We start from the raw sequence: 16404 nt of genomic DNA, 5'->3' as shown, positions 1-16404 counted from the left end.
TATACATTTTTACCTAATTAGTTTTACTGCATATTGAAATAGTCATACAATAAACTACTTGTTGCGGAGAATAACCGGGCAGGTTATTGTCTGACAAATGGATTTATTTTCTTCTCCTGTCCAATTGTGGTGGTTTCCATATGACCTGCATATACCGTGTAATCATCGGGCAGGGTGTAAAACTGGGTCCGGATGCTGCGGGCCAGTGTCTCGAAATCCGACAGGGGAAAATCCGTGCGTCCGATGCTACCGCGGAACAACACATCACCACCGATGACGAAGCGGTCGGCGTGGTTGACAAACGCCACATGGCCCGGCGCATGACCCGGCACAAAACGAACTTCCAGTTCCGTATTGCCAAACGTGATGGTTTGCCCGGCTTCCAGAAAATGATCAACTTCGGCTTCTTCGTAGGCCGCCATACCGTAGTTGGGGGCCAGCACCGCAACGGCTTTCAGCACCGGCAGATCGCTTTGGTGCAGGTAGAGCTCAATACCGTAGTGGCGCTTTACAAACGCGTTGCCCAGCACGTGGTCAATGTGGGCGTGGGTATTGAGCAGCTTCACGGGTTTCAGGTTGTTTTGCTCGATAAATCCGGTCAGGGCGTTTCTCTCCCGCTGTTCGTAGCAACCAGGATCGATGATTACGGCTTCACGTGTTTCGTCGTAAAGCACGTACGTGTTTTCCGAAAATGGATTAAAAACAAAGGACTTTATCTGTGTCATATGCGGTTCAAAGCAGTAAAAAAAGGCTTGGTTTTTTGTGCAGATCTACGGTTAGGCTTTTCCATTCGCGGATGCTCAGCGTTCGGACCAGTTCGTCGGGGGCCGTCAGGTTGCAGGCCACGCACAGGCGCGTTTCGGGGTGGCAAACCGTCAGCAGATCGGCCAGCAACGGGTTGTTGCGGTACGGCGTTTCCATAAAAATCTGGGTCTGTTGCCGCTTGCGGGCGTCTTGTTCCAGTTGCCGGATTTGCTGAATCCGGGCCGGTTTGTCGATCGCCAGATAACCGTGAAACGCAAACGACTGCCCGCTCATGCCCGACGCCATCAAAGCCAGCAGAATTGACGACGGCCCCACCAGCGGCCGGACCTGCCAACCCGACTGATGGGCGAGCCGCACCGCCACCGCCCCCGGATCGGCCACCCCCGGACAGCCCGCTTCGGACAAGACGCCCGCGTCCTGATTCTGCTGCTTCAGGATGTTAAGCTGTTGCTGGGTTTCGGTTTCGGGTGTGTCTTTGTGGAGGTCGTAAAAGGTCAGCTCGTCAATGACCACCCCCGTTTTCAGGCTGCTGATAAAGCGCCGGGCGGTGCGGACGTTCTCAACAAAGAAAACCTTCGTCTGGCTGATGACCTCGCGGATTTGCGGGGATAACACCTGGTCGGCAGTGTGCTCGGCCAGCACGGTCGGAATCAGAAACAGAATCGGCATTATTACGGAAGAAGGTCCGGACACCCTAGAAACCCAAACAACACGAAATGGTTGGTGAACCGGAAAGAATACTCCTGCAAAGTAAAGGGCAATCCCGTTAAAAAGCATACCGTAGGGTTGATCAGCGAGAGAGTTTCCTGAACGGGGCGGCTAAATACCGTTGATTGAGTTAGTTTTGCAGTTTCAATCAAAACGGTTTTTAAGTAACCCATGGAAAACACTGTTGAGGTAATTAACCATATTATCCGCACGCGCCGGAGCATTTTTCCGCCGGAGTATATTGACAAGGAAATTCCCCGCGACGTAATTGAAGCCATCGTTGAAACCGCCAATTTTGCCCCCACGCACCGCCTGACCCAACCGTGGCGGTTTACCATTTTTAGGGGCAACGGTCTGGTAAAACTGGCTGATTTTCTGGGCGAGCAGTACCGCCAGACCACCCCGCCAGCACTTTACTCGGATGCGAAATACGAAACGACCCGCACCAAAATTCTGCGGGCTTCGTGCGTTATGGCCATCAACATGCAGTTGCATTCCGACAAAGTGCCGGAATGGGAAGAACTGGCTGCCGTATCCTGCGCCGTGCAGAACATGTGGCTAACGGCTACGGCCATGAATGTGGGGGCTTACTGGAGCACGCCCGGTAACCTGGAAGCCCTGGGCGAGTTTTTAAACCTTAGCCCCTCGCAGAAATGCGTCGGCCTTTTCTACATGGGGTATCACCAGTCCGGCGAAAAGCCGGCCGTCCGGAAACCCATTGAAGAAAAGCTGACCTGGGTGGAGGAATAAAAACGAATGAACGGTCTGCGATGAACGCTGTATGATCCTGCTAACGGAAAGCCGTTCATCGTAGACCATTCATCATTTATCCAAAAAACGCATCAGAACTGCTACGAATTCATCCGGTTTTTCGGCCTGCACCCAGTGCCCGGCTTCCTCAATGGTTTCGAGAGTACTGTTGGGAAAGATTCGTTTGATTTCTTCCTCATCCTCGTCCTTGATGTAAGGCGATTTAGCCCCCCGGATAAACAGCGTCGGTTCCGTGACGGTCCGGACATTGCTTAATTCACCCCCAATTCCGTGGAGCTCCTGTTCGATGACGGGCAGGTTGAGCCGCCAGTCGAATTGTCCGGCTTCGGTGCGGTACAGGTTCTTGAGCAGAAACTGGCGGACGTAGAGCAGCGGTTCGTACTGGCTCAGGATTTCGTCGGCTTCGTTCCGGCTTTTGATTTTCTGTAAGTCAATCGCTTTCAGGCCCCGGATCAGCTCGGCGTGGTGAATGGGATAGAATTTCGGCGCAATATCAACGATCACCAATCGGCTGTACTGGCTGGGGTAATCCATCGCGAACTGCATGACGGCTTTGCCGCCCATCGAGTGCCCAATAACAATCGGCTTCTCCAACTGGTGGTCGGTGATGAATTCCTGCAAATCGGCGGCCATGGCGTCATAATCAAAAACGTCGCTGCGCGGAGAGCGCCCGTGGTTGCGCTGATCCACTAGAAAGACGCGGTGATTGTGCTCCGCGATAGTTTTTGAGATGGTCAGCCAGTTGTCGGACGATCCGAAAATGCCGTGCAGAATGATAATAGGAGTACCGGTCTCGCCGGTCTGACGATAATAAAGCTTCATAGCAAAGTACCCACGGACGGAAGCGAACCGGTTCGGCCAGGCAGCGTCCATCCGTGATCGTTTCACAACGTGTTCAGGGGCTAAAGTACGGAATCTTGCTTACATCCAACACGAAACAGCGGCTACGCCTTGCGGTCGATGGAGGGATTACCGTACATAAACCACCTTTTCGCCTTTTTCAATCAGTTGTCCGAAAGATTTCAGGTGAAATTTGTGTTCAAAGGCAACCTGTTCAAACTCCGCTCCGCTTCGCGACTCAACCGCAATCAGCAAGCCCCCGCTGAGCTGCGGATCGGCCAGGATCAACCGCTGGTCGTTGGGCAGTTCATTGGTCTTTTCGCTAAAGCGTTCCCAGTTGCAATACGCGGCTTCCGGACTGCTTTCCTGCGCCAGATAATCGCTCGTACCCGGTAAGACGGGCACTTTATGGAAGTCAATATCGGCGCTCAGACCGCTGCTCTCCGCCATTTCGATCAGGTGACCCAACAGGCCGGACCCCGATACATGCGTAAGGGCTTTGACGTACGGCAGTTTACCGAGAAACGCCCCAAAGGTGTTGAGCAGCGCCATCTGGTTCAGCGCGGTTTCGGCTTCGTGCGGCTGGAGGAGTTCTTTTTGCAGCGCCGTCGTCAGAATCCCGAAGCCCAGGGGTTTGGTCAGATAAAGGCAACAGCCTTCGGTGGCCATGTTGATTTGCTTCAGGTGGTTCAACCGGACTTTGCCCGTTACAGTCAGTCCGAAAAACGGTTCGGCGCTCTCAATCCGGTGCCCGGTCGTCAGCAGAATACCGGCTTCCGCGCAGAGCGCCCGACTGCCTTCCAGCACGTGGTTGGCCACATCGGCGGGAATATGGTCGGTTGGCCAGCCCAGGATGGCCGATGCCAGCAGTGGTTCACCACCCGTCGCGTACACATTGTTCAAGGCGTTGGCCGAAGCGATCCGCCCGAACTCATACGGGTCGTCAACGGTGGGGGAGGAGAGGGCGGTGGTGCTGATGAGGGCATCGCCGTGGCCGATTTCCAGCACAACGGTGTTGTCGGACTGGTTTGTCCCAACCAGCTGTTGAGAAAAATCGGGCAGAGAAGTCGGCTGGATATGGAAGATATCCGATTCCTTTTTTTGAATGATCCCCGCCTTACGGCGGTACTGGGCCAGTTTGTATATTTCCGTTTGTTGAATCATATCCCTAGAAGTAAGAACCCGAAAATAGTTTCACTTAATGTACTACTTAAAGTTAAAAAGATTCGTTCGAAAAATCGCAAATGGGCTTGAGAGAAAATGATTGAGTCGTTGTGGTAATTAGCTGAATAATAGAATATTATGTAAGATTATTGCAAAAAAGCGAGCCCGTTCGATCGATTCTTAACAAAAAAATAATGGCGGGAAATTGAACGATAAAAACAGATTTGTGGAGTTTTTGTAGAAACCTTGGCGGCAAAATTGTTATTATAGTACTTTCCTAAGAAAGGGGGGTTGAGCCGCAAAGAAAAATGTCGTTTCTTTGTATATGAATAGCTCAGAGGAATCTGAAGGACTTCAAATTATTTTTAACCAAATAAACTGGATTATGTGCAAAAGGCTACGGTGGGTTCACGCGGTAGGCATTTTTTTGGGGCTGCTTTTTGCGGTTGCGAGTAGCAATCAGGCTCTAGCCCAGGTTACAAATTCATCAATAAACGGATTGATTACCGACTCAAAAGGCGAAGGATTGCCCGGAGCAACGGTAAAAGCAACGCACGTTCCATCGGGAACGGTATACGGAACCACTACCCAGGCAACTGGCCGGTTTACAATCCCGGGCATGCGGACGGGTGGGCCCTACACGGTTGAAATTACGTTCGTTGGTTTTGAACCCAAGGTAGTGGAAAACATCACGCTGGTGTTGGGAGAGCCTTATGTATTAAATCAAAAATTAGGCGAAAGCGCTCAGCAACTGGCCGAAATTCAGGTAGTTGCCAGTAACTCCATCCTGAACAACGAACGGACGGGAGCTTCGACCAACATCAACGCCAAGCAACTGACAACCTTACCGACCGTTACCCGGAGTCTGACGGATTTCACGCGGCTTACTCCGCAGGCCAACGGAACGGGTTTTGCGGGCCGGGATCCGCGTCTGAATAACGTCCGGATTGATGGAGCGACTTTCTCAAACGGTTTTGGTTTGAGCAACGACCTGCTGCCCGGTGGAGAAGCACAGCCTATTTCGCTGGATGCCATCGAAGAGGTGCAGGTAAACGTGGCACCGTACGATGTGCGGCAAAGTAACTTTACGGGGGCCGGGATCAACGCCATTACCCGCAGCGGTACCAACCAGCTGACGGGGTCGGTTTACGGCTTTTACCGGGATCAGAATTTTAACGGAAAAAAAGTAGCGGGAATTGACCTGCCCGAGCAATCGAAATCGTCCAACAAGGTGTACGGGGCCCGGTTGGGTGGGGCCATCATCAAAAACAAGCTCTTCTTCTTCGCCAATTTTGAACGCGAGAACTACGTTTATCCGGGTAACATCTGGGTAGCCAATCGTGGTGACAATGCCGGACTGCCTGGTGTATCCCGCACTACGGCGGCTGACCTGGAAGCCGTCAGTTCGTATCTGCGCACCAAGTACGGTTACAATCCGGGCGCTTACGAAAATTACGCCAACCAATACGCCAACTTAAGCACCAAATTTCTGGGCCGGTTAGACTGGAACATCAGCAACAAGCACAAACTGACGCTCCGGTACAACCAGGTGGTCGGAACGAGCGACGCCGGAACCAACAACAACTCGGGGCCGAACCCGCGGTCGAGCGCCAACCGGATCAGCTCTGAATCCATTGCGTTTGAGAACGCCAATTACGTGCAGAGAAACGTTGTTCGTTCCGTAACGGCAGAATTGAATAGTAACTTTTCCGCTAAACTCTCAAACCAGTTCCTGGCTACCTACAGCTACATCGAATCCCTTCGTTCAACGCCGGGAGCGCTGTTCCCGTTTGTCGATATCTGGGAAGATGGCCGGAACTACATGTCGTTTGGAACGGAGCTGTTTTCATACAACAACGGTTTGAAAAACACCAACTTGTCGTTTATTGATAATGTGACGTACCAAACCGGGAAGCATACGGTAACGGCCGGGGCCAGCTTCGAAATCATGAATTTCGACAACAGCTACGTTCGGTTGGGAACGTCGTACTACCGGTTTAATTCGGTGGAGGATTTCCTGAACGACCGGGCTCCGTCGGTGTATGGTGTTACGTATCCGTTTCAGAATGACACCTGGGCAAAAGTGAGATTCGGTCTGGCGGGTTTGTATGCTCAGGATCGGATTGCCATCAACGACCGACTGAATGCGACGGTCGGTCTGCGGGTGGATATGCCGATTTTCCTGGATAAACCGTTGAACAACCCGGCTATCGACGCGCTCAATCTGCTGGACCAGGATGGCAACCCAACAACATACAGCACCCAGACCTGGCCAAAATCGCGGCCGCTGTTCTCGCCCCGGATCGGTGTTAATTACGATGTCTTTGGCAACCGTTCGCTGCAACTGCGGGGTGGAACGGGGATCTTTACCGGGTTGATTCCGTTCGTGTGGTTCACCAACATGCCAACCAACTCCGGGGTGTTGCAAAATACCTTCGAACCGGTCAACGCGGCAACGCTGGCGGAAATCACCAACTTCAATGCCGATCCCTATTACTGGGTAAACCGGTTACCCAATCGGTTCCCGAAAACCGCCGGAGCCACTGCTCCCGGTACCGTGGCTCTGGTCGATCCCGATTACCGCATGCCGCAGGTTTGGCGAACGAATATTGGTGCCGACTACAAAATTCCGGGTACGCCCCTGGTGGCCAGCTTTGATGTGATTTACACGAAGGATCTTAATGCCACCTATCAGTTCAACGCCAACCGTAAACCAGCCACGCAAACGTTGAATTATTCCGGCGATAACCGTGACTTTTGGAACGGTGCAGCCAATGCGACGTATAATCCGGCCACGGGTGCCATCGTTCCTGTACTGGCGAATACCAAAAAAGGAAATTCACTGGCTGCTACGTTGGGGATTTCGTTGCCCGCCCGCAGAGGGTTATACGGTTCGTTCTTCTACAATTACACCGCGGCTCAAGACGTATCCGGCAACCCTGGTTCGGCAGCCAACTCCGCCTGGTCGAACAACTATTCAATCAACGACCCGAACGAACTGCTGCTGGGGCAGTCGCAGTACGCCATCCCTCATCGTCTGGTGGGTAACCTGTCATACCGGTTTGAGTACATCAAGCACCTGGCCACTACGGTTTCCCTGTTCTATCAGGGATCGAGCGCCGGCCGGTTTGCGTACACGTACAACGGCGACATCAACCGCGATGGAGTTAGCCTTGACTTGCTATATGTACCGAACACTTCTTCTGAAATCAACTTTGTTGACATTGTCAGCGGTGGAACGGTCCGGTTTACAGCCCAGCAGCAACGGGAAGCTTATGACCAGTTTGTTCAGAATACGCCGGAGCTGAGAGCGGCCAAAGGAAGTTATGTAGAGCGGAACTCCGGCCTGCTGCCGTGGTATCACCGCTTCGACTTCCGTTTGCTGCAGGATATCTTTACCAACGTAGGGCAGAGACGGCACAGCCTGCAGTTTAGCCTCGATATTACTAATGCCGGTAACCTGCTGAACTCCAATTGGGGGGTTCGTCAGGAGCTGAACAGCGGTTCTATTTACAACTATGCGCTGCTGAATGTAGCGAACGTTTCGGCGCAGGGCGTACCGAGCTTCAACATGGTTACCATCAACCGGGACGGGCAGACGGTATTACCGACCAATCCGTACCGCAACTACTTTGACGTCGCAAATACCTGGCGTATGCAGTTGGGTTTGCGGTACAGTTTCTGATCGTATTTAATCGGATGAAGACTGCCGCCATGATTCTCGTTAAAAGTTATAGCTCCTGTAAACAGGTTGTATTTAATCATTTTGCCGGTGTCAAGCGGGTTGTACTTTATCATACCTGACAATAGCCCGGCCCTTCTATAAAAGGGCCGGGTTTATTTTTTCTTAATCAAACCAATTCAACCAAAATCACTTTCATGAACAAACGTTTACAGTTCCTACCTCTCATTGCCTTGCTTTTGGGCCTGGCCATGACCGTGTTGAGCGGAGGTAGTGTACAGGCACAGGTGACATCCTCTTCCATGGCGGGGCTGGTGAAAGACCAGAAAGGCGATGGACTGCCCGGGGCAACAGTGATTGCCGTTCATACTCCCTCCGGGACACGGTACGGAACCGTTACCAACAACGAAGGCCGGTATACTTTCCCAAACATCCGGGTTGGCGGGCCCTATACCGTTACGGCTACATTCGTTGGCTTTAAGGAGCAGGTGAAAAGTGGAATCGAAGCCAGTTTGGGTACGGCTTCCAACGTTGATTTTGCCATGGTGGACGAAAGCACCCAACTGTCGGAAATCGTCGTGTCGGGCAACCGCAGCGATATTTTCAGTTCTGACCGGACCGGGGCAGCCGCTTCGTTCGGACGCGAAACCATCAACAGCATTCCCACCATCGGTCGGACGCTGACGGACGTAACCAAGTACAACGCTTACGGGAACGGTCAGTCGTTTGCCGGTCAGGACCCGCGTTTCAATAACTTTACCATCGACGGTTCGGTGTTTAACAACGGTTTTGGCCTGGGTAGCTCGGCACTGGCCGGCGGACGGACGGGAACAACCGCCGTTTCGCTCGATGCCATTGACCAGCTTCAGGTGAACGTAGCGCCGTTTGACGTTCGGCAATCGGGTTTTACGGGGGCCGGCATCAACGCCGTGACCCGCTCGGGTACAAACGAATTTTCGGGATCGGTGTATCACCTGTTCCGGAACAATAGTCTGGTGGGAAAAAAGGCGGATGGAGTAGAAATTACGCCGAAACCAAACATCAACGAAAAGACCTATGGCTTCCGGTTGGGCGGCCCCATCATTAAAAACAAACTGTTCTTCTTCGTCAACGGGGAGATGTTCAAAAGCAGCGCTCCCGCGTTGCTCTGGAGTCTGAACCGGGGTTCAAACACGGGCGGACAGGTATCGCGGGTAACACTGGCCGATATGCAGGACCTATCCTCGTTCATGCAAACGAACTTTGGCTACAACCTGGGCGCTCTGGACGGTTTCAACAATGAAGTAAATAGCATCAAAGGGTTGATCCGTCTGGACTACAACATCAACGACCAACATAAACTGTCGGTACGGTATTCACACCACAACTCGGATTCCGATCAGATCATCAGCAACAGCAACAGCAGCAACACGGCCGGAAACGGAAACCGGAGCAATAGCGCACTGGCAATTTCACCGGAAAACTCGGGATACAACATCGCGGACAATACCCGTTCGCTGGCGGCTGAATTGACCTCTAACTTCGGCGGAAAGTTTGCCAACAACCTGATTGTTACCTACAACAAGCAGTTGGAAGACCGGGCTTATAAAACCAGTTTGTTTTCGACCATCGATATTTTGAAGGATGGAAGTACGTACACGTCGATCGGTTTTGATCCGTTTACGCCGAATAACAAGCTGAATTATTCGACGTTTAACATCACGAACAACTTCAACTACTTCCTGGGCAAACATACGTTCACGGCGGGGCTGGTGTATGAGTACTACACCTCGAACAACGTGTTCTTCCCCTCGTCAAACGGGGTGTATGTGTACAACTCCATTGATGATTTCAAACAGGCGGCTCTGGCGTCTATCAACAACCCGAACAACCCGATTTCACCGGTACGGTTAGCCCGTTACAACCTGCGCTATTCGTTGATTCCGGGCGGGGGCGAACCGCTGCAGACGTTGAAACGCAGCCTGTACAGTGCCTATGTGCAGGACGAGTACCAGGCCACGCCGAACATTAAAGTGACGGCGGGTCTGCGGGCGGATATTTTCCACTACAACAACAGCACGGCTGAAGACTTTAACAACCCGATTGTGGCCGGGCTGACGTTTAAAAATGAAAACGGGGAGGATTACAAAATCACGACCGGTACGTTCCCCAAACCCCGTCTGCTGCTGTCACCCCGGATTGGTTTTAACTGGGACGTAAAAGGTGACAAAACGACGCAAATTCGGGGTGGTACCGGTATCTTCGTATCCCGTATTCCGGAAGTATTGGTGTCGAACCAGTTGGGTAATAACGGGGTAAACACCGCCGTCATTAACCTGACTGATACCACGGCGGTTCCGTTTGTAACGGATCCCAGCAAGCTGCCGGCGGCCATCCGGCCCAACCCGGATAGCGTTGACATTTCCCGATTGGCACCTTACGTTATCAACGCATCGGATCAGAACCTGAAATACCCGCAAATCTGGAAAACCAACATTGCCATAGACCAACGGTTGCCCTGGGGCCTGATTGGTACGCTGGAGTTTGTCTACAACAAAAACATCCAGGCGCTGCGGTACATTGATGCGAACCTGCGGGCACCGCAAGGCGACCGAACGTTAAGTGGTCCGGACAACCGCCCGGTTTTCCCGGCTTTTGGTCTGACGGGCTCGGCGTTGTCGGCGGCTCGGTATTACAACCGGGAAATTACCAACGCCTTCGTGCTGCGCAACACCAACAAGGGTAGCTCATACATCGTGACGGCGAAACTGGAGAAACCGGCTGTCCGGGGTCTGGGCTTCTCGCTGGCGTATACTTATGGGCAGGCGCGTGACCTGGCCGTGGTAGGTAGCACGGTACAGGCCAACGTTCCGTCTGTATATGGCCAAAACTACCTGACAACGGCGTATTCTGATCAGGATTTGCGGCACCGCGTAATTGGATACGCTACCTACCGGCTGAACTATGGCGGTAAGCTGGGCGGTTCAACAGCCATTACGCTGGGCGTGCTTGGAAACAGCGGAAGCAAAATTTCCTATGTTTACAACCAGGATGTCAACTTAGACGGTCAGACGACCAACGACCTGCTCTACGTACCGCGTAACGCGTCTGAACTGACCTTCGCTCCGCTGACGGTTGCTGCCGTTCCGGCTACGGCTACGGAGCCAGCCATTCCGGCGGTGACGTATTCGCCCGAACAGCAGGCTGCCGCGTTCGAAACGTACATCCAGGACAACAAGTATCTCAATAGCCGTCGCGGTCAGTACGCCGAGCGGAACGGGGGTGCTTATCCGTGGTTGACCCGCTTCGACCTGTCAGTGGTGCAGGAGTTTTATGTCGCTGTAGGTAACAAGGGCAAACGGAACACGATCCAGTTCCGCGCCGATATCCTGAACTTCGGAAACCTGCTGAACAACAGCTGGGGCCTGGGCTATGCGCTGACGGCTTCTACCTCGTCGTCTACCTCGAACCCGCTGACGCTGGCGAGTGTGAACACGACGACTGGCGTTCCGACGTACCGACTGGCGACCCAGACATTCAGAGGGCAGCGGCAGGCCGGCTTGCTGAAGGATTCCTTCGTACCGGCTCAAAACCTGAACGCAGTTTATCAGGCGCAACTCGGTATCCGGTATATTTTCAACTAATTGGTTAAACGTTTAGTAAATATGTCCCCCGCCGAGCTTATCCGGCGGGGGATTTTTTGTGAAAGATGAAAAAGTATATTTTTTGGAGTTGGTTTCTGCTGAACAGTGTCAACCTGTATGCGCAGAAAAAAGCCAGATTCACGACGGCCAGGGCGTTGGAGAAAGTACTAGCTTACCGGCCTGACCGAAGCCAGCCGCTGATTCTGGCACACCGGGGTGGTCCCGAACCGACGGAGACGGAAAACAGCCTGGAGACGTTTCGGCGTACTTATCAGCAGGTGCCGGACGCCATCATCGAAATGGATGTTCGGATGACGCGGGACAGTGTGCTGGTGCTGTTGCACGATGACGAAATCGACCGGACTACAACAGGTAGCGGCTCGCTGAAAGCCTCGTCGTGGGCAGAACTGAAAACGGTTTCACTGCGCGATCTGCGCGGCCAGCCGACCCGCCAGCGCATTCCGCTTTTTGAGGACGTGCTGAAATGGGGAGCCGGTAAGGCCGTCATGGCAATTGATGCCAAACCGGGCGTTGATTTGCGCAAAATGATGAAAGCGATTACGGATCACAAGGCGTTGCACAGCGTATTCATCATCTGCTATTCGGTGGACGACGCGCTACGGCTGCGGAAACAATACCCGGATGTTTGGGTGGCGCTGGGCTTCAACCAGGCCGATCACGGCGAAACGCTCCGCAAGGCCGGTCTTTCCCTGCCCCACCTGATTGCGCTGGCGTCGCGGCAGGAAACCAGTTTCTACGAGCGACTTCACCGCGACGGCATTCCCTGCACGGCAGGCACCTACGGCCCCGGAAATCTGGACGAAAAACCGATCACCGAAGTGGCCGCTGAATACCGTAAGATCGTCCAGACCGGTGCGGACATCCTGACGACTGACCGGCCGGTGGAGGTCAACGCGTTGTTTACCAATAAAAAATAATTCAGACCCGAAGGAGCCATGCACTTTAATCACGAAAAGTTTGATTACTGGCCGATTTACGACAGCATAAAAGCATTCTATCCGATCGGTATTCCGAAGGGCGATGGGTACGAAATGTACCAGCATTATCCAGGCTTGAAGAAGCTGGAGTCGCTGGTTTTTGAAAACATTCATCAGGACGGAAATTACACCAGCCGCTGGCATGTAGTAGAGAAAACGCTGGCTGATCAAACCGGCAACGAAGTAGTGGGCACCACCTATGGTCAGGTGCCTTCGTTCAGTGCCCGGCTGATTCTGAAAAAAATACCGTCGGGAAACCTGACCCGCTACCAGGAGTTATTCTTTACCGTCAGCCTGTTAGAACCGTATTATACCGTGTTGGGCCGTGATGTAACCGAAATTGTTTTACAAGACGAGGACGCGCCCTACCCCTCATTCCTAAACAAACGGTATTGTTCGACCACCATTCTGACGCTTGCGCCGGAAAACGAATACGCGGATGTATTCAAACGAATCTGTGCGCTTATGGAGGAATCCTTTGATGGGTACCGTTTTGTGCCATATAGCATCTACAGCCAGCCATTGCCGGGGCTGGAAGTGAACTACCGGGACCAAAAGCAGAACACCATCTTCCACGGCCTTTTTAACGATCAGGTCGACCTGAACGCCCAGACAATTGGTGACGAATTTTATAAAAGTGAGGATTGGATTCGAGAAGGATATGATTCGAACAACGAAGGTGGCTGGGTCATTTATCCACCAACCAGTCAATTCGACTGAACCGCAAAACGAAGCCAACGATGAGCGGTCCAGGCGGGGAAGCGATTGCGCGACTGTTCCCGGTGACAGGGCGACCACCGATCAGATGCGGGCGTAGCATGTCAGGTGTATTCGTTTGATTGATTTGTTGGTCGGGATTTGTTACGGGATCAGCAGGAGTTGGACTGCGGTTTTAGACGACTGCGAACTGCCCTGCTTGCTTCTACCCATTCGTCATTCCAAACTACTTCGGTAATTCTTGACAGGCAGTACCAACTGCTTTCACACTTTCCGTCTGACGCCCCCGGCCCGCAGCACTTCCGTCGCGTGCTCATAGCCCTGAACGATCAGTCGCCCGATATCCTCGGAGGTGAATTTCATCAGGTTCAGGTACAGGGGCTCGTGGGGGCGGATGAGTGTCAGGTGCATCTCGTTGCCCCGAAGTTTCTCCCGCTCGATCCAGCGTTCGGCCCAGGCAATGTCGTTGTTGACGATCTGATTAACGGTAATGTCCTTCACCCTTTCCGCCAGGTTCAGCAGGCTGCGGTAGTTGAATTTCTCGGTAAAAATTCGTTTGGCGTGACAGGCAACGCAGACCAGTTCATTCGCCCCGTCGTCGATGGCTTCCCGCAGCGGAGCCACTTCCCGCAAACCGCCATCCAGAAACATTTTCTGGCGATCTCCACCGATGCAGACGGCGGGCATCAGAAACGGCAGCGAACTGCTGGCAATGACGTAATCCAGAATACTCTCGTCTTCGTTGGTGGTGTAGATCATATCGCCCTTAATAATATCAACGGCGCCCACCTTCAGCTTCACGGGGCTGTTGACGAGAATGGGAAGCTTGATGTGGGTCCGGATCAGCGTTTGAAGCGGGGTGTTGTCGAGCAAGCCGTCAAAGCGGCTCATCAGCGTGTTGTAGCCCATCATAAACCGCGACCGGATTACGGCCACATCTTCGGGCTTTGTGATGTTTCGAATCCAGAATTCGATCAATTGCCGCCCGGCTCTGGGCCAGTCAATGGCTCCGTGCTCCGCAAACTGTTTTCCGGCTTCGTGCGTCAGGAAAACTGCGTTTAAACTACCAACCGAGATGCCGTAAATTGCTTCGGGCTCATAACCGGCTTCCAGAACGGCCTGAATGGCTCCTGCCTGAAACGCACCCTTCAGGGACCCGCCCCCTAACACCAATGCACGCATGGAAGACGAAACTAAGATTGATAAATCAGCAACAAGACGTGACGAACAAAAGCTTAAATAACACCTTTCCGGGCATCGTTCATAATTCATCCTCCATAATTTTTTGAAGTTTTGTCCTGATGTTCACGTTTCGGTGGTATACTTGCGCCCTGAATACGGTTCGTCCTAGTTGACGGACTAGTTGCACTGATGCCACTATCAATCCGGGACATACAAGCGCCGATTGCTGCCGAAATGGAAACGTTCGAGCAAAAATTTCGGCAGTTCATGAAAAGCGAAGTCATGTTGCTGGATCAGATCATGAACTACATTGTGCGCCGGAAAGGCAAGCAACTCCGGCCCATGTTCGTCTTCCTGACGGCGGGCGTGTGCGGTTCCATCACCGAATCGACCCATCGCGGGGCGGCTTTGATCGAACTGCTGCACACGGCCACGCTGGTACACGACGATGTGGTCGACGATTCGAATTACCGCCGGAGCTTTTTTTCGATCAATGCTCTCTGGAAAAACAAGATTGCCGTGCTGGTGGGCGACTACCTGCTCGCCCGCGGTTTGCTGCTTTCGGTCGATAACAACGAACATGCCCTGCTGAAAATCGTCTCGACCGCCGTGCGCGAAATCAGCGAGGGTGAACTGCTGCAAATCGAAAAGGCCCGCCGGTTAGACATTACGGAAGAGATTTATTACGAGATTATCCGCCAGAAAACGGCCTCTCTGATATCGGCCTGCTGCGCCGTGGGTGCCCGTTCGGTAGGCGCTACGGAAGACGTGGTGGAAACCGCCCGGATGTTTGGCGAAAAAGTGGGCATCGCCTTTCAGATCAAAGACGATTTGTTTGATTACGGGGAAATGGAGGTTGGCAAACCGCTTGGCATCGACATCAAGGAAAAGAAAATGACGCTGCCCCTGATTTACGCGCTCAACCACGCGGGCTGGACCGAAAAACGGCGGATGATCAACATTGTTAAAAACGAGAGCGAAAATCCGAAACGGGTGGCCGAAGTGATTGACTTTGTCAAAAAATCCGGCGGCATTCAGTACGCGACCACCGTCATGACCCGCTACGTCGACGAAGCCCGGGCGCTGCTGTTTTCGCTGCCCGAGTCCGTTTACCGCACCTCCCTCGAACAACTGGTTCAGTATACCATCGAGCGGAGTAAATAAGTGAAGTGTCAGGCAACTCTTAATTCTTCATTCTTAACTCATCACTCTTCACCCGCGCTTCCGGCAATTTCCACCAGGGCAGATACGGCCAGTTGTGGTGTTCGGCGTGGTACCCGAAGAAATAACAGCTCAGAAAGGCGGTTATGTGGTTTAGCTTCTGGCTGCGGGCATTGTGGGGCGGGTTGTGGTGTTCACCGCGGTGGGGGAGGTAGGTCCCGAAATAGAACAACTGGAACGTGCTTAGAATGGCCGGAACCATCCAGAATACGATCAGATTTTCCATCGGAAACCAGATCTTCAGAATGTTGTACGTAATGCCCATCAGCACGATCTGAATCACCGAAATGTACTCCTTCAGAAAACTGTAATACCAGGCAAGAAAATGAGGGTTGCCGTCGTGGAAATCGGGGTCGTCGTGGGTGGCCGAATGCTGGTGGTGCAGGTGGTGCTTGCGGCTGAGCCGGTTGTAGTTGTTGAAGGCAAACAACGTGGTGCAGAGAAAGCCAATCCAGTAGTTGAGTCGTTTGTTGTGCGGAGCCACCACGCCGTGAATGGCATCGTGGGCCGTAATGAAAACGCCGGTGTACAGGTGCGTCTGAATCAATACGAAAAGATAAATCAGCGGATTTTTCCAGTCAATGGGGAAATTGAGCAGGAAAATCAGCATTCCCAGCCAGCTCAGCAGAATGAGGGTGGCCGCAAGCAGGCCCCGGTTGCCGATTTGGGCCGGTTTGAACGAAATGGCAGATGGCGTCATTTAACAATTCATTTACCGGCTAACGACACGTGA

At 52.8% G+C, this 16404-nt stretch carries 12 protein-coding genes; 6 read left to right on the top strand and 6 right to left on the bottom strand.

Going from position 1 to position 16404, the window contains the following annotated elements; all coding sequences use genetic code 11:
• Positions 1 to 83: 83 nt before the first annotated feature.
• Positions 84 to 725 carry an MBL fold metallo-hydrolase gene (locus tag OQ371_RS00485; protein ID WP_265991622.1) on the bottom strand — a complete coding sequence of 214 codons (642 nt, stop codon included), beginning with the start codon at positions 723 to 725 and terminating at the stop codon, positions 84 to 86.
• A 7-nt stretch (positions 726 to 732) separates the two neighbouring features.
• On the bottom strand, positions 733 to 1434 hold the full coding sequence (locus tag OQ371_RS00480; RefSeq protein ID WP_265991620.1) for an SAM-dependent methyltransferase: 702 nt from the start codon (positions 1432 to 1434) through the stop codon (positions 733 to 735).
• Positions 1435 to 1644: 210 nt separating this feature from the next.
• Here OQ371_RS00480 and OQ371_RS00475 point away from each other — a divergent pair, with 210 nt between their 5' ends.
• On the top strand, positions 1645 to 2223 hold the full coding sequence (locus tag OQ371_RS00475) for a nitroreductase family protein (RefSeq protein ID WP_265991619.1): 579 nt from the start codon (positions 1645 to 1647) through the stop codon (positions 2221 to 2223).
• A gap of 72 nt (positions 2224 to 2295) precedes the next feature.
• Here OQ371_RS00475 and OQ371_RS00470 read toward each other — a convergent pair whose 3' ends face one another.
• Positions 2296 to 3066, bottom strand: a complete 771-nt coding sequence (locus OQ371_RS00470; protein WP_265991618.1) for an alpha/beta fold hydrolase — start codon at positions 3064 to 3066, stop codon at positions 2296 to 2298.
• A 147-nt stretch (positions 3067 to 3213) separates the two neighbouring features.
• On the bottom strand, positions 3214 to 4248 hold the full coding sequence (gene selD, locus OQ371_RS00465) for a selenide, water dikinase SelD (protein WP_265991617.1): 1035 nt from the start codon (positions 4246 to 4248) through the stop codon (positions 3214 to 3216).
• Positions 4249 to 4747: 499 nt separating this feature from the next.
• On the opposite strand from selD, the gene OQ371_RS00460 reads away from it, so the two are divergent.
• From OQ371_RS00460 to OQ371_RS00445, 4 genes are all read left to right on the top strand, one after another.
• A complete protein-coding gene (locus tag OQ371_RS00460; protein WP_265991615.1) occupies positions 4748 to 7933 on the top strand; it encodes a TonB-dependent receptor in 3186 nt (1061 codons plus the stop codon).
• 194 nt (positions 7934 to 8127) lie between these two features.
• Positions 8128 to 11553, top strand: a complete 3426-nt coding sequence (locus OQ371_RS00455; protein WP_265991613.1) for a TonB-dependent receptor — start codon at positions 8128 to 8130, stop codon at positions 11551 to 11553.
• Between the two features lie 65 nt (positions 11554 to 11618).
• A complete protein-coding gene (locus tag OQ371_RS00450; protein ID WP_265991611.1) occupies positions 11619 to 12491 on the top strand; it encodes a glycerophosphodiester phosphodiesterase family protein in 873 nt (290 codons plus the stop codon).
• Positions 12492 to 12509: 18 nt separating this feature from the next.
• Positions 12510 to 13271, top strand: coding sequence for a hypothetical protein (locus OQ371_RS00445; RefSeq protein WP_265991609.1), 762 nt, complete (start codon positions 12510 to 12512; stop codon positions 13269 to 13271).
• A 261-nt stretch (positions 13272 to 13532) separates the two neighbouring features.
• On the opposite strand, the gene OQ371_RS00440 is transcribed toward OQ371_RS00445, so the two are convergent.
• Complete coding sequence (locus OQ371_RS00440; RefSeq protein WP_265991607.1) at positions 13533 to 14450, bottom strand: patatin-like phospholipase family protein; 918 nt, start codon at positions 14448 to 14450, stop codon at positions 13533 to 13535.
• Between the two features lie 189 nt (positions 14451 to 14639).
• On the opposite strand from OQ371_RS00440, the gene OQ371_RS00435 reads away from it, so the two are divergent.
• Positions 14640 to 15614: a polyprenyl synthetase family protein gene (locus tag OQ371_RS00435; RefSeq protein ID WP_265991606.1), complete on the top strand. Its 975-nt coding sequence runs from the start codon at positions 14640 to 14642 to the stop codon at positions 15612 to 15614.
• Between the two features lie 19 nt (positions 15615 to 15633).
• On the opposite strand, the gene OQ371_RS00430 is transcribed toward OQ371_RS00435, so the two are convergent.
• Positions 15634 to 16371, bottom strand: a complete 738-nt coding sequence (locus OQ371_RS00430) for a fatty acid desaturase (RefSeq protein ID WP_265991604.1) — start codon at positions 16369 to 16371, stop codon at positions 15634 to 15636.
• Between the last annotated feature and the right edge of the window lie 33 nt (positions 16372 to 16404).

Source organism: Larkinella insperata, from assembly GCF_026248825.1.
In the GTDB taxonomy this organism is placed as follows: Bacteria; Bacteroidota; Bacteroidia; order Cytophagales; family Spirosomataceae; genus Larkinella; species Larkinella insperata.
Note: the sequence above shows the minus strand (reverse complement) of the source record. Positions and strands in the feature narration are given on the sequence as shown.